Below are 13,211 nucleotides of genomic sequence, written 5' to 3' on the forward strand. Positions count from 1 at the left end.
AAGCCGACGGGACGGCCGCAGCCCTATCCTGCCCCGCCGCTCCCCTCTCCCGACCCTCGCCGACGCGAGGGCCACCCTCCCCCGCAGAGGGGGGAGGGAGTATGGCCCGGACCCCTCTCATTCGGTCTCGTTCGCCCGAGCGTACTGGTCCAGCGCCCGCACGAAGACCGGGTTGAAGCGCCCGTCCAGCGCCCCCGAGTAATAGTCCGCCTCCTTCACCGCGCGCTGGACGCTGCGGATCGTCTCCGGCTTCAGCTTCTGCGCCGCCGTGTCGGTGGCCGAGACGGAAGCCGCGCCGAGTTCGCCCTTCTTCAGGGCCCGCAGCACCATGTCGGCGGAGCGCACGCCCGGGAAGAAGCGGCCGAAGCCGTTGTCGATCAGCGTGGCCATCGTCGCCATCGCCACGGGATCGCCCTTGTCGGCCGCGCGCCGGAACAGATCGAAGCCCTGGCGCAGGTCCTTCGGGAAGCCGTAGGCGCCGGTGGCGTAGTGGGGCACCAGCTTCGAAATCGAGGGCACGTCGCCGCCCTCGGCCGCGCGCTTGTAGAGCGCCACCGCCTGCGCCTCGTTCTTGGGGATGCCGTTGCCGTATTCGAGCATCCGGGCGGCGTTGGCGAGCGCCACCACGTTGCCGCCCTCGCCCGCCTGCCGGTAGAGCCGGAAGGCTTCCGCTTGCGCGCGCTTCACGCCCTGGCCGTTCTCGTAGAGCGTGGCGAGGTTGTTCATGGCCGAGACGCTGCCCGCCTTGGCCGCCCGGTCGTAGGCGGAGAACGCCTCCTTGGAGCGGTCGGCCCGGTCGTAGGCCCGGCCGAGCTGGTAGGCGAGGCGGCGCAGCTGCGGATAGGCGGCGGAGGCCCCGCGGCAGGCCTCGATCGCGGCCGACGCCTCGATCCGCCCGAGCTTGACCCCGCTCACGCCGTTGGGGCGGTCGGGATCGTCGGTGCCCGCGGCAAGCTCATCGCAGCGCTTCACCCGCGGGTCGGTGCTCGGGTTCGCGCCGCCGAGATAGCCTTCCGCGATCGAGCGGTAGGCGCAGACCTCGCCGCAGGAATCGAGATAGGCCTGATACTGCCGCTGCGCCCCGAACCGCGTCCAGTTCTCCTGGTCGATCGCCGCCGCGTCGCGCTTGCGGCCGGCGAGCAGCCGGTCCATCGCCTGGGGGCGGTAGGCACAGGTTTCGCCGCAGGCGCCGACATAGGCCTCGAAGGCCTCGCGGGTGCCGAGACTTTCCGCGCGGCGCCACGCCGCCTCGTCGCGGATCGCGGCGACGCCGCCGGACACCGCCGCCACGGGCAGCGAGGCCTTGAGCACGATCGGCGCGTCGTCGATCTCCGGCACCTGCTCGCGGCCCGAGGCGCGCCGCGCCGCCTCCTCGACCTCGCGGGCGAGGTAGCGCTTCAGCTCCGGCCACTCGACAAGTCCGTCGCCGCCGCTCGGCCCCTCCTTGGCATCGGCCAGCCCCGAGACGCCCATGAGGAAGCGGCTGGTGAGGAGGCCGAGCCGGTTCGGCTCGTCCCAGTTCGCGGGGCTGGCGCCGGAGGTGGCGACCAGCCGCACGATCCCGCTCTGCGCCTTCGGCCGGGCCGGCGCGAAGCCGGGTGCCGAGACCGCGAGCAGGCTCTCGCCCTTGCGGCCGGTCTCACCGGTGAAGCAGGCATCGACCATGACCACGAGCTGGCGCTCCGCGCCGATCTTGCGCTTCACGAGGTCGAGGTTGCGGTAGAGCGTCTCCAGGCTGTAGCCGCTCTCGCCCTGGTTCGGGTTGCCGTCCTCGGGCAGCAGGAAGGGCTGCTTGGTGGCCAGATCCGGCACGCCGTGGCCGGAATAGTAGACGAAGACGTTGGAGCGGCCCTCGCGCACGTTGCGCCAGAGCCGGCCCGATTGCGGGTTGCGCTCGGTGCCGAAGACTTGGTTGAATTCGTTGAGCGTCGCGTCCTTCAGGACGAAGACGTTGCTCTCGCGGTAGCCGAGGCGCTCGATGAGATACGCACGGATCGCGTCGGCGTCGTTGTGCGCGAAATCGACCGGGACCGTCTGCTTGTAGCTGCGGTTGCCGATCACCACCGCGACCGAGTCGGCGTTGTCGGCGAAAGGGGCCGGATCGGGGGCCGCCCGCGCCGGCAGGGCGAGGCAGAGCATCGTCAGAAGCGCCGCCGCGGCCGATCGGATGGCCCGGATGGATGCCTGTCTCGCCACACTCGTCTCCCCGTCTGTGTTCGGGATTTCTGTCCTCGATCGGAGCGCTCACCCGGCGCCGTCCCTGCCCGGGGCAGGGTTAGCCCGGCGAGGATTGGGAAACAATGTCGCCCCCGGGGCCCGACGGGCGGCTCGATCGCGGCCAACCGCGGAACGCGCCGAGCGCATCGGCTGCGCGCCCGACCTGGGTCGAATCCGGCCTTCAGCATCCCGCGATCACCGCGAAGATCAAGCCGAGGGCGGCCAGATGGAGGGGCGAGAGCGCGGCCAGCAGCATCGCGCTCTCCCCTACGGCAGGTAGAGGCCGCGCCCGCAGCGGCGGACGCGTCGGGCCTCGACATAGCCGGTGTAGCGGTTGAACACCTCGACGGTGCGGTAGAGGCAGTACCGGCCCGAGTTGCGGCCGTTGTAGTAGACGCCGCCGTTGTCGAGATCGACGCCGAGGAACTCCTGGTTGCCCCGGCTGGCCGGCTCCCCGGCCGCTTCCTGCGAGAGGGCCGGCGCCGCCGCGAGGACCAGACCGACGAAGGCGAGGATCGAAACCGTTCTCATGGTGCATCTCCCTGACGAGGCGGCATCGGCCGCCCTCGCCTGGGCCATGGACCGGCCAGACCGGTTTTCGCGGGGGGCGCTTTCGCGGAAGCGATTTTTCTCGCGCGGACCGGTCCGGCGATCTCCGGCGGGAGGATCCGCTCAGGCCCGCGACGCGCGCAGGCTCATCCGCCGGACGCCCGCCCAGGTCAGGATCGCCGTGGCCGTGAGGAAGGGCAGGGCGACGATCAGGCTCGCAACCGCCTCGTTGCCGATCAGCACCGCCAGGGCATCCCGCAACGCGATCAGCAGCAGGGCCAGCGTGACGAGGACGAGCAGGAGCGCGCCGCCGAACAGCAGGACCAGCGCCGCGAGCGCGCGCAGATTGCCGCGGATCTCGATGCGCGCCAGCCGAAGCATCCGGCCGAGATGGGCAGCACTCTCCCGGACGGCGACGAGGATCAGGACGGCGGTCGTGCGCGGGTCTTCGTCCGGTCGGACCTTCCGGTCGCTGCGCTCGCTCACAGGCGCTTCCTCGGCCGCATCCCACCCCCCTCGCGCTCCCGGGGAGCGCCGCTCAGTTCATGCTCCGCCATAGCAGAACGATGATCGCAAATCCGAAGAGGTTGTAGCCCAGTGCCCACAGGAGAACGATCTGCAGGGCCCGCTTGGAGGAGGAAGGCTGGGGGCCGGGCGGCTTGGCGACGGCCGGCCTCTCCGCCACGCGTTCGGGCGGCCGGCGGACCGGCTGCCGCGGTCCCGGCTCGGCGAGGAACCGGGTCAGGCATTCGGGCAGGGGGCGTTGAGGCGAGACATCGTCGGCCATGGCTTCAACCTGAGCGATGTCCTGCGGGGGCGCAACGCCCGAGATCGGCGCTTGCGCGGGACCGATGCCCTGAACGATATTTCAGGGCGCGAGGTTGAAGAGAAAAATACTTCCGAGGAGGCACCGATGCCCCGAGAGTGCTGGCTGTACGACACCTTCCAGGGCGAGTTCCGGATCGAGCCGACCTCTCTGGCCGGCCGGCCCTGCTACGCCGTGCTCTGGGACAACGAATTGCTCGGCTGCTTCGAGAGCCCGGAGATCGCGGCCACGCATCTGGCCTACGGCCAGATGCGCCGACCGAGCTGCGGCCTCGATCTCAGCCGCCTCGGCCTGCCGCCGGCGCTGGCCGCCTGGGTCTACGTGCCGCCCTGCCACGCCTCCTATGACCGTCAGGTCGGTCCCGAGGCGGCCCGGTATCCGCTCGGCCGCTAGAGCATCGTCCCGAAAGGTGGCCGCCGGCTTTCGGAAAAAGACGATGCGAAACAAGAGGCTGGAACATCGTGCCGGATACGGTATCCGGCACGATGGTCTAGAGCGCATTCCGACGAAGCGGACACCGGTTCGTCGAAAGAAAGCGCGGCACAACAAAGACTGAGAGCTGCGCCCCGCCCCAACGTGGTCGGGCGCAGCGCTCGCGCGCGTCCCGGTGGGGCCGAGCCCGCTCAGCCCTCCGCCTTGTCGCCCTGCCCCTCCTTCGCACCGCCCCGCGGATCGGTGCTGTCCTCGCCCGAGACCGTGCCGGAGCTATGGCCCTGCGGGGTCAGGCGCGGACGATCCGGCGCCTCGACCTCGTCCGGCTTGCCGCTCTCGTTCCGCTTCGACGGATCGCTCATGATGCACCTCCGCCGGGCCAACCGGGCGGAGGGCGGAAGGGTTCATGAAGGGTTGATGAGGCGCCGCGCCCGGAGGCAGAGAGCCGCAGGCGCTGGGCGGCCGGTCTCGGGCCGTGTTCCCCGGGTCGCCATCCCGGGCGGGCGCGTCCGAAACCGGGCATGAGGGCCGACCGGGCGTGGGGGCCGGAGCGTGCCGGCCCAGGACCTGTCGTCGTCGGTGCGGGCGGAGGGCCACGACACCCGCAAAAACACGCCGCGAACCGGCGCGCCGCTTAACGTTCTGGTTGTCTCGCTCCGACAATCACGGCAGGAACCGGTCCGGCGGCGCGCGAACGCCAAGCTCCGGCAGCCGCGCCCTCTTCCACCTGTGAGGCCTCCTCCCGTGACGCCGACTGGCCAGACCGTCTGCCTGTGCATGATCGTCAAGAACGAGGCGCACGTCATCCGGCGCTGTCTCGCCTCGGTCCGGCCGATCATCGACCGCTGGATCGTCGTCGACACCGGCTCGTCCGATGGGACGCAGGAGCGCGTGCGCGCGGCGATGGCCGGACTGCCCGGCGCGGTGATCGAGCGGCCCTGGCGCGACTTCGCCCATAACCGCTCCGAAGCCCTGGCGCTGGCGCGGGGCCACGGCGACTACACGCTCATCATCGACGCCGACGACGAACTGGTCCTCGCCCCCGGCGACGCGCTTCCCGCGCTCTGGGCCGATTCCTACACGATCGACATCACCTATGCCGGCACGGCCTATCGCCGGCCGCAGCTGATCCGCAGCGCGCTCCCCTGGCGCTATCGCGGCGTCCTGCACGAGTTCCTCGACTGCCCGGAGGCGGTGACGCAGGACCATCTGCCGATCCTGATGCGCATCCACCACGAGGGCGCGCGCAGCACCGATCCGACGACCTATGCCAGGGACGCCGCCGTGCTGGAGCGGGCGCTGCGCACGGAAACCGATCCGCTCCTCGTGGCGCGCTACACCTTCTATCTCGGGCAGAGCTACCGCGATTGCGGACAGTTCGCCGAGGCGCTGGAGGCCTATCTGCGCCGGGCCGAACTCGGGCACTGGGTCGAGGAGGTCTATGTCAGCCTGCTCCAGGCCGGGCGGATGATGGAGCGGCTGGGCCGCCCCCCCGACCTCATCCTCGCGACCTATGCCCGGGCCAGCGCGGCCGTGCCGGGGCGGGCCGAGGCCGCCCACGCCGCCAGCCGCCTCTGCCGCGCCCTGCTCCGCTACGCCCAGGGACGGTCCGTCGCCGAGCCGGCACTCGGCCTGCCGGCACCGGCGGACGGGCTCTTCGTCGAGAGCTGGATCTACGCCTACGGCCTCTACGACGAGTTCGCGGTCAACGCCTATTGGTGCGGGCGCTACCGCGAATGCCTCGACGCCTGCCTGCGCGCCCTGCAAGGCGGAGGGGTGCCGGAGGCCGAGCACCGCCGCTTCCTGGCCAACATGCGCTTTGCTCTCGACAGATTGCCGCCGGCCCCGTGACCGTGACGGGCGCGGCCCTCAGCGGCGGCGCTCCCGCGCGGCGAGGGCGTGCACGAGAGGCACGCGCAGATCCGCCGCCGCCCAGGGCGTGCGCGCCTCGGGCGGCGGACCCGCCATCCTGGATCGCCGGTAGCGCCCCGCATCGAAATGCGGCGACGGGTCGAGGTCGCGCGCCGCCCCGAAGCGCAGGTGGTGCGCGAAGGGATCGCGGTTCGGGCCGATCTCGGCCCCGTAGCGGTCGAGGTAGAAGGCGAGATCGAAATCCGGGTTCGGCGCGACGCGCTGGCTGCGCCGATGGGCGAGGTAATGGGCCAGCGCGCAGGCCCGGCGCGGCAATCCGTAGGTCCGCGCGTACCAGTGCGGGTCGAAGTAGCAGACCGGGCGGCAGCCGGCCCGCTCGCCGGCCGTGAGGTAATGCACGAGTGGGTTGCGGTCGGTGCCTTCGAGATAGCGCTCGCGATACCAGAGCGGATCGAAGTAGAGGTTGGGCCGCCGGCCCTCGCGCCAGCCGAAGCGGCAGAAATGCTCGATCGGCTCCGCCGCCTCCCGCATCACGTCGGGGGCTTCGAAGAGGTAGAGCGACTCGTCGAACAGCCCGGAGCCGGCGATCAGGCGCCGCTCCCTGAGCAGCCGGACCTGCGCGGCCCAGGCACGGGCCGCCGCTCTCCACCGACGAAGCCGCAGGACCATCACATCCGTCTGGGCTGAGGCCGCACGGGGTTGTGCGCGGCGGGGGACGGCCCCCGGGCCGGGATGCGGGCGAGCCCGGCAGCGAAGCGCGCCTCGCCCGCGGGGTGCGGCGCGGCGCCGGGAAAATCCGGCGCCGCGCGGTCTGGTCAGGCGACGCGGCGCCCGAAGCCGAGGCGTGCCCGCCAGCCGGTGCCCGCCGGCTGCTCCGCCACCCGTTCCGTAGCCCCGGCCTGCGCCAGCCGGTCGAGGCGCGCCCGCACCGCCTTCAGCTTGGCCCCGGCGATCACGTAGGGCGCGCAGCCCCCCTCATGCGCCATCGCCGCGAAGGTCGGGTGCAGGATCAGCGGCGCCCCGCCGTTCTCGAAGAAGCCGCGGTTGTCCACGTCGAGATAGCTTTCCGTGGGCAGCCCCTCGGCGAGCAGGAGCGCGTGCTGCGCCAGCTCGACGTGCAGGTACTCGACCGACGGGACCGCCACGCGCGTGATCGTGCGGTCGTTGACGAGGCAGATCGCGGGGATGAGGCTGCCGTCGCAGTAGAGGCCATGGCCGGGGGAGACGACGAGGTCGCGCCGCGGCAGGCCCCCGCCGAAGGCCCCGGCGGCGATCCGCACCGGGTGGGCGCTCGCCGGCTGCGGATGCGTCCGCAGGTCGAGGCGGCGGCGGCCGATCCAGCGCACGATGGCGACGGCGCCGTCGGCGAGGCGCACGGCGTCGCCGGGCCGCAGGGTCTCGATCGCCGCCTCGCCCTCGGGCGTCGCGATGCGGGTGCCGGGCGTGAAGCAGATGACCGGACCCGTGGGTCCCTCCGGACCGGTCGCCCCCGTGGGGCCGGTGGCACCCGTCGCGCCTGTATCGCCCGTGGCTCCGGTTGGGCCCGTCGCTCCGGTTGAACCGACGGCGCCCGTGGCACCCGTCGGACCGGCCGAGCCGGTGGCACCCGTGGCGCCGGTCGCACCCGTCCCCGTGGCGCCCGTCGAGCCCGTTGCTCCGGTGGCGCCCTGGATACCCGTGGCACCGGTCGCACCCGTCGGACCGACCGAACCCGTCGCGCCCGTATCACCGGTCGCACCCGTGGGCCCCGTAGCACCGGTCGGACCGACCGAACCCGTTGCGCCCGTGGCACCGGTCGCACCCGTGGCACCCGCCCCCGTGGCGCCCGTCGAACCCGTTGCTCCGGTGGCGCCCTGGATACCCGTGGCACCGGTCGCACCCGTAGCACCCGCTCCCGTGGCGCCCGTCGAACCCGTCGCGCCCGTTGCTCCGGTGGCGCCCTGGATACCCGTGGCACCGGTCGCGCCCGTGGCACCGGTCACACCCGTTGCGCCCACTCCTGTCGCACCCGTGGCGCCCGTGGCACCGGTCGCGCCTTGGATACCCGTAGCTCCGGTCGCGCCCGTGGCACCCGCCCCCGTGGCGCCGGTCGGACCGACCGAACCCGTCGCGCCCGTGGCACCGGTCACACCCGTCGCTCCGGTCGCGCCCACTCCTGTCGCACCCGTGGCGCCCGTCGCTCCGGCGGCGCCTTGGATACCCGTGGCACCGGTCGCGCCCTGAATACCTGTGGCGCCCGTGGCACCGGTCGCCCCCTGAACACCCGTGGCACCCGTGGCACCGGCCACACCCTGAAGACCTGTGGCGCCCGTGGCACCGGTCGCGCCCTGAATACCCGTGGCGCCGGTGGCACCGGTCGCACCCTGAATACCCGTGGCGCCGGTGGCACCGGTCGCGCCCACTCCCGTAGCACCGGTCACGCCCGTGGCACCGGTCGCGCCCGTGGCTCCGGTTGCGCCTGTGGCTCCCACTCCTGTGGCACCGGTCGCTCCCGTCACGCCCGTGGCTCCGGTTGCACCCGTCGCTCCGGTCGCACCCGTCGGCCCGGTGGCGCCGGTCGGCGTCACGGTGATCGCGCCATACTCGATTTTGTAGAAGGGATTGGTGGAGTTGTTGGGGCCGCCCAGTGCAGTCGTCCCCTGGGACAACGTAGCAAACCCCGCCGTAGACCCGTCTTGCCCCTGAATCGAGTAGTCACCGGAGCGGGAAGAAAAGCTGGCAGTCGTCAGCAACTGTTGTGCGTTGTTAGACACGACGTAGGCGACAATTCCCGTTCCGGCGCTCGGATCGTAGGTGCCGACCGGCAGGGAGGCCGTGTACGAGAAGATGTTGATCGTTGTCTCGTTACCGCCTGCCGTGGAGGTTCCGACCGGAAACTGCGAGAGCGTCGACCCCAGATAGACCCCAAGATCGGTCGCAGTGGAATTTCTGTAGAACAGGACGGTCGAAGCCGCAAAGGTACTGGTGTCGGCCGCATTCTGGGCACTGATAAACGACCCTTTGATATTGATGATGCCGCTTGCCATCCAAGTCCAGCCCCTGCTTCCGCCGTTGACCGAATAGACATCAGTCTTATCGCTACGTCAGATCGCACAGGTGCCATCTTCCGAAGCGGATGATTAGCACGTTATCAGACCGCACCGGTGATTGAAATCGAGGCGGGAAACGATCCGCTGATTGTGGCTCTCTCGCAACATCGAGTTGTGGCCACGGGCCGGCTTCGCGCGGCGCGGCGGCAACGCGGAAGCCCCCTGGGATCGATCCGGCGGCCGAACGCCCGCCCGGCACTGATGCCGAAGGCGTCGGCGGGTCGCCATCGCCCCTCAGGCACCGTGCCCCGCCTCGATCCAGGCCGTCAGGCCCGCCCGCGGGCGGCATCGAGAGCCTCGAGGATCGGCCCGAGGATCGCTTCGGCGCCCGCGATCAGGGGGGCGCCCTCGCTCCGCTTTTTCGCGCGGTCGTCGCGGTAGGCGAGGGCGGGCCGCTTGGCGTTCCGCGCGGCCGCCGCCCGCATCAGCCCGGCCTCTTCCGCATCGGGAGCCATGCCGAAATGGGCGGTCATCCGCGTCAGCAAGGCCTCGGGCAGGTCGTCGTGGCGCAGAAAGAGGCCGCGATCCCGGCGCGGATGGGCCAGGGCGAAGCGGCCGAACGCCGCGAGGCAGCGGGCGCGGTAGCCGGCACGCGGCAGCGTGAAGAGGTCGGCGGGGTCGAGGCCGAGCGCTTCGGGCGGGATCGCGCCGCGCATGAACGCGTCGCCGGGCTGCCGGGCGAAGGAAGCGAGGATCTCCGCCGGGTCGCGGTAGAGGAACAGCCAGGGCACGTCGGGAAAGGCGCGCAGGATGCGGTCGAGGGAGAACAGGTCGGCGGCCGAGAACTTGACGAAGAGCCGCGCCTGCCCCGCGTGACACGGCTGCCCGTAGGCGTTGACGAGGCCGGCGAACCAGGCCGCGCACGACTCCGCGCCCGCGGGACCGTGGCGGTCGGCCTGCAGGGCGGCCTGCAGCGGGGCGGCCTCGGAGATCACGATGTTGCGCGGCGAGGCGGCGAGGATCTGGGCCGCGAGCGTCGAGCCGCAGCGCGTCATGTGGAAGATGAAGCCGTCCGGCCGCAGGCCCGGGGGAAGGCGCGCCAGGATGCCGGCCTCCGTCCGGCGCTGGAACGCCATGTTGAAGGGCCGCGTCATCGCCAGCGCCACGCTCTCGTAGAAGAACGGCTCGGTCAGCCGGCGCTCGCCGAGGCGGCACCAGTCCACGACCATCCGCCCCTCGCACCACCCTGCGCGGAACGGCGTCCAGCCGGCCAGGGTCAGAGGATCGGGAGCCAGGGCGTCAGCCACGTCGTCTGTCCCGCGCGCAGGCGCGCCGCCACCTCGGCCGTCGTGAGGGCGTGGCCCCGCGCCCGCGCCAGCGCGGCGGCCTCCGCGCAGAACGCGTCGATGTCGGCCAGCGGCAGAAGGCGGTCCTGCAGGGCCGGATCGGCGAAGACCTCCCGGCGGAAGGCCTCGAACGGGTCGGCCTCCTCCGCTCCGCTCATGCCTGCGCCCGCGCGATCGGGGCTCATGCCTGCGCCCGCCCGAACAGGTCGGCGAGCCACGGATTCACGCCCGCGTCGATGACGAGGTGGATGCGCGCCGCCGCGCCGCGGTTGGCGACGGCGTGCGGATCGGACAGCCGCAGATACCAGGCGCTGCCGGGCTCCATCGTCACCGGCCGGCCGTTGAGGCGGAACTCGACCTCGGGATTGGTGACGACGGGCACGTGGATGCGCACGCTGCCCTGCTCGAAGGCGAGATCGTGGTCGCGGTGCTCCCGGATCACCGCGCCGGGGCCGAGCCGCATCAGCCGCACCGCCTGGAGCGGGCAGGCGAAGGCCGTCAGGACCGCGGCGAAGGCGGGGCATTGCGCCAGGAAGGGCGTGTCGGCGAAGGCCGCCGCCGCGGGGTCGGAATAGGCCATGGCGACGGGATGGGTCGCGCCCGCCGGGCCGCGCAAGGGGATCACGCTCCAGTCGCCCGTGTAGTTGCCGGTGACGAAATGCGCGATCCAGCCCGAGGCCGCCAGCGCATCGAGATCCCGCCGGAGGGGCGCAGGATCGAACACGAGCGGCAGGCGCAGCCGGTCGGGAACGGGGCTGCCGGACGCGGCCGGCGCCCAGACCAGGGCGATGTCGGGCCGGTCGGCGCGCGGATGCGCGCGGAAGCCCAGGCCCTCGAACAGGCGCAGCGAGGCGGTGTTGCCCGCCAGCACGCTGGCCTGCCCCGCCTGCCCGGCGCGGCACCAGCGCGCCTGCGCCTCCGCGAGAACGGCCCGCGCGACGCCGTGGCGGCGGCGAGCCCGCAGGACGGCGATGTCGACGATCCGGGCCGCGGCCTCGTCCTCGACGAGGCGGCCGACCGGCACGCCGTCGTGCAGGATGATCGAGAAGCGCGCCTCTGGGAACTGAGCGCGATAGCCCTCGCTGCGCGCCCGGTGCTGGATCGCCGCGAGCTGCTCGGCCTGACGCCCGTCGAGTCCCGCCGCGCACAGGGCGGGCACGGCCTCCTCGGCGAAGAGGGCGCGGAGGAAGGCCTCGTCCTCCGGCACCTCGGGGCGCAGGGCCGGCCCACTCACCGGTGCGGCCCGAACGGGGCAGGGGCGAAGACTTTTTGTGCGACCGACTTTTCTTTCGCTGCACTCATCTCTACAGATTTATCCATAAGATACGAGAGAGAAAGAAGCATGCTCGACCAGCTGACCTACGAAGACTTCAAGGATTACCGCGGAAAAGCCTTCGATCTCCATGGCAGCGGTGGGCGCGTCGAGATCACCCTCCTCGATGCGCGGCTCTCGCCCTACCTGCGGACCTCGCTCGTGCGGCGCCAGCCCTTCGCCATCCTGTTCGCGGCCCCGCGCGAGCCGGCGCTCGGCAGCACGCTCTACACCATCGCGCATCCCGGGCGGGGCCTGATCGAGGGGATCTTCCTGTCCCCGGTCGTGCCGCCGGAAGAGGACATCGCGCGCACCCGGCACCTGCGCTTCTACGAGGCGGTCTTCAACTGAAGGGCGCGGCCCCGCCGGGGCGGGGCCGCCGGACGCTCAGTTCCGAGACGGGAAGATGCCCTGCAGGCAGATGATCGACTGGAGCACCAGATAGGGCTGCATGATCGGCAGCGGCTGGGAGCCGCCGGCCATCCCGACGGTGATGGTGCCCGTGACGTGTCCGGCCGGCAGCGTGGTGTTGGCGGTGCTGGCGGGCGCGTAGCCGTTGACGGTGACGGCTACGCCATCCGAAGTCTCGCCGCTCAGCCCGGCCGGGATGTTTCCGTTGCCCGGACCGGCCACGGTGGCCGCGGCGGTCGTAGCGGGGATCGCCCCCCCGGTCAGGTTCGGCATCGCGGTGTGCGTGTGCATCGGCATCTGGCTCATCATTATCGTCACGCTGTCGGAGCCACCGGCCTCGCCTTGCACGTGAGAAGCGCCTCCCGGGGCTTGGCCGACGGTCACCGCGACCCGGCCCAAGAGATTGGGCAAAGCGAAGGTGGTCTGCCCGTTGCCGCCATAGGTCGTGCCCAGGAGCGAGAACATTGCGGTCTGCTGGGCGACGGGGAGCAGTTGCCCCTGGCAGAAGGCCCATCCGCGCGGCGCGAAGTTCGGCGCCCAATTACAGATCAATCCCATAAACGCGTCCAAGGGTCCCTCCTCCCGCAAGCCGGACGGCACGAATCGCCGATCCGCCGCACCTTCATCAATCAAACTTCGATGTTGACTGCTATCGTCGCCAGATCATCAATGGATATTATTTGACGATGTGAATAATTTACTTTACATACAAATTTATGCCAATCATATCAATTATAAATCATGACGAAATCGATGCACGGGAAGTTGACATCAGACATATTATAAAGTTCTTGAAAACTTAATTTCCAAATTATCGTCATTGCTGAAACATTACATAGTGCTCAAAAGCAATTATCTCTGCATGAGCAAATTGATAATTGATAATTATTATCCATTATTCCGGACGAATCTTGTCGGCACTGAGTCCGTACTTCAAGATACAATGCTAAGGTTGCATTGGCAAGGCGCATTTCACCGGGCCGCGAGAGACTCCAGATCGGCGGGCGACACACGTCCCGGACCCGCACGCCGGCCCAGGTCGGGCGGATCGCGCCGCAATCACCGCAAGACGAAACCCGGCGCCATTGCCAGAATTCGGGCACGAACGGCCAAGCTTACGCAACATCCGCCGCTTCGCGTCGCCGCGAATAGCCTTCTTTCGACCCCGGATTTTTTGCGCGAACCCTTTCGCCGCTTCCGACGTTTCGAGGCGTCTT

The 13,211-nt window shown here is 70.7% G+C and carries 14 protein-coding genes; 3 read left to right on the plus strand and 11 right to left on the minus strand.

Annotated features, from left to right (window positions below; translation table 11 throughout):
* Window positions 1-117 precede the first annotated feature (117 nt).
* From ACPCJR_RS06930 to ACPCJR_RS06945, 4 genes are all read right to left on the minus strand, one after another.
* On the minus strand, window positions 118-2,196 hold the full coding sequence (locus tag ACPCJR_RS06930; RefSeq protein ID WP_391511420.1) for a caspase family protein: 2,079 nt from the start codon (window positions 2,194-2,196) through the stop codon (window positions 118-120).
* Window positions 2,197-2,484: 288 nt separating this feature from the next.
* Complete coding sequence (locus ACPCJR_RS06935) at window positions 2,485-2,748, minus strand: hypothetical protein (protein WP_391511419.1); 264 nt, start codon at window positions 2,746-2,748, stop codon at window positions 2,485-2,487.
* Window positions 2,749-2,889: 141 nt separating this feature from the next.
* Window positions 2,890-3,252: a phage holin family protein gene (locus ACPCJR_RS06940; protein WP_391511418.1), complete on the minus strand. Its 363-nt coding sequence runs from the start codon at window positions 3,250-3,252 to the stop codon at window positions 2,890-2,892.
* A gap of 52 nt (window positions 3,253-3,304) precedes the next feature.
* Window positions 3,305-3,553 carry a hypothetical protein gene (locus ACPCJR_RS06945; RefSeq protein ID WP_391511417.1) on the minus strand — a complete coding sequence of 83 codons (249 nt, stop codon included), beginning with the start codon at window positions 3,551-3,553 and terminating at the stop codon, window positions 3,305-3,307.
* A 126-nt stretch (window positions 3,554-3,679) separates the two neighbouring features.
* Between ACPCJR_RS06945 and ACPCJR_RS06950 the strand changes: the two genes are divergently transcribed.
* Entirely contained in the window at window positions 3,680-3,985 is a 306-nt protein-coding gene (locus ACPCJR_RS06950) for a hypothetical protein (RefSeq protein ID WP_391511416.1), read from the plus strand.
* Between the two features lie 230 nt (window positions 3,986-4,215).
* On the opposite strand, the gene ACPCJR_RS06955 is transcribed toward ACPCJR_RS06950, so the two are convergent.
* Window positions 4,216-4,386 (minus strand): hypothetical protein, encoded by a 171-nt coding sequence (locus tag ACPCJR_RS06955; RefSeq protein WP_391511415.1) that lies wholly within the window; start codon window positions 4,384-4,386, stop codon window positions 4,216-4,218.
* 382 nt (window positions 4,387-4,768) lie between these two features.
* Between ACPCJR_RS06955 and ACPCJR_RS06960 the strand changes: the two genes are divergently transcribed.
* Window positions 4,769-5,875, plus strand: a complete 1,107-nt coding sequence (locus tag ACPCJR_RS06960) for a glycosyltransferase (protein ID WP_391511414.1) — start codon at window positions 4,769-4,771, stop codon at window positions 5,873-5,875.
* 18 nt (window positions 5,876-5,893) lie between these two features.
* Here ACPCJR_RS06960 and ACPCJR_RS06965 read toward each other — a convergent pair whose 3' ends face one another.
* From ACPCJR_RS06965 to ACPCJR_RS06985, 5 genes are all read right to left on the minus strand, one after another.
* Window positions 5,894-6,565 (minus strand): hypothetical protein, encoded by a 672-nt coding sequence (locus ACPCJR_RS06965; RefSeq protein ID WP_391511413.1) that lies wholly within the window; start codon window positions 6,563-6,565, stop codon window positions 5,894-5,896.
* A 146-nt stretch (window positions 6,566-6,711) separates the two neighbouring features.
* Window positions 6,712-8,544 (minus strand): Hint domain-containing protein, encoded by a 1,833-nt coding sequence (locus ACPCJR_RS06970; RefSeq protein ID WP_391511412.1) that lies wholly within the window; start codon window positions 8,542-8,544, stop codon window positions 6,712-6,714.
* A gap of 707 nt (window positions 8,545-9,251) precedes the next feature.
* On the minus strand, window positions 9,252-10,232 hold the full coding sequence (locus ACPCJR_RS06975) for a sulfotransferase family protein (protein ID WP_391511411.1): 981 nt from the start codon (window positions 10,230-10,232) through the stop codon (window positions 9,252-9,254).
* A complete protein-coding gene (locus tag ACPCJR_RS06980) occupies window positions 10,202-10,456 on the minus strand; it encodes a hypothetical protein (RefSeq protein ID WP_391511410.1) in 255 nt (84 codons plus the stop codon). Before ACPCJR_RS06980 ends, ACPCJR_RS06975 begins: the two co-directional genes overlap by 31 nt.
* Window positions 10,453-11,505, minus strand: coding sequence for a GNAT family N-acetyltransferase (locus ACPCJR_RS06985; RefSeq protein WP_391511409.1), 1,053 nt, complete (start codon window positions 11,503-11,505; stop codon window positions 10,453-10,455). Before ACPCJR_RS06985 ends, ACPCJR_RS06980 begins: the two co-directional genes overlap by 4 nt.
* Window positions 11,506-11,613: 108 nt before the next feature.
* Here ACPCJR_RS06985 and ACPCJR_RS06990 point away from each other — a divergent pair, with 108 nt between their 5' ends.
* Window positions 11,614-11,934: a DUF6916 family protein gene (locus tag ACPCJR_RS06990; RefSeq protein WP_391511408.1), complete on the plus strand. Its 321-nt coding sequence runs from the start codon at window positions 11,614-11,616 to the stop codon at window positions 11,932-11,934.
* Between the two features lie 36 nt (window positions 11,935-11,970).
* Here ACPCJR_RS06990 and ACPCJR_RS06995 read toward each other — a convergent pair whose 3' ends face one another.
* On the minus strand, window positions 11,971-12,564 hold the full coding sequence (locus ACPCJR_RS06995; protein ID WP_391511407.1) for a phage tail protein: 594 nt from the start codon (window positions 12,562-12,564) through the stop codon (window positions 11,971-11,973).
* Window positions 12,565-13,211 lie beyond the last annotated feature (647 nt).

Origin of the sequence: Methylobacterium sp. NPDC097929, assembly GCF_049543375.1 — a bacterium.
Classification (GTDB): domain Bacteria; phylum Pseudomonadota; class Alphaproteobacteria; order Rhizobiales; family Beijerinckiaceae; genus Methylobacterium.

Coding starts and splice junctions, on each gene's coding strand:
- ACPCJR_RS06935 (WP_391511419.1), bottom strand. CDS start 2,748: ATGAGAACGGTTTCGATCCTCGCCTTCGTCGGTCTGGTCCTCGCGGCG.
- ACPCJR_RS06945 (WP_391511417.1), bottom strand. CDS start 3,553: ATGGCCGACGATGTCTCGCCTCAACGCCCCCTGCCCGAATGCCTGACC.
- ACPCJR_RS06950 (WP_391511416.1), top strand. CDS start 3,680: ATGCCCCGAGAGTGCTGGCTGTACGACACCTTCCAGGGCGAGTTCCGG.
- ACPCJR_RS06955 (WP_391511415.1), bottom strand. CDS start 4,386: ATGAGCGATCCGTCGAAGCGGAACGAGAGCGGCAAGCCGGACGAGGTC.
- ACPCJR_RS06965 (WP_391511413.1), bottom strand. CDS start 6,565: ATGGTCCTGCGGCTTCGTCGGTGGAGAGCGGCGGCCCGTGCCTGGGCC.
- ACPCJR_RS06980 (WP_391511410.1), bottom strand. CDS start 10,456: ATGAGCCCCGATCGCGCGGGCGCAGGCATGAGCGGAGCGGAGGAGGCC.
- ACPCJR_RS06990 (WP_391511408.1), top strand. CDS start 11,614: ATGCTCGACCAGCTGACCTACGAAGACTTCAAGGATTACCGCGGAAAA.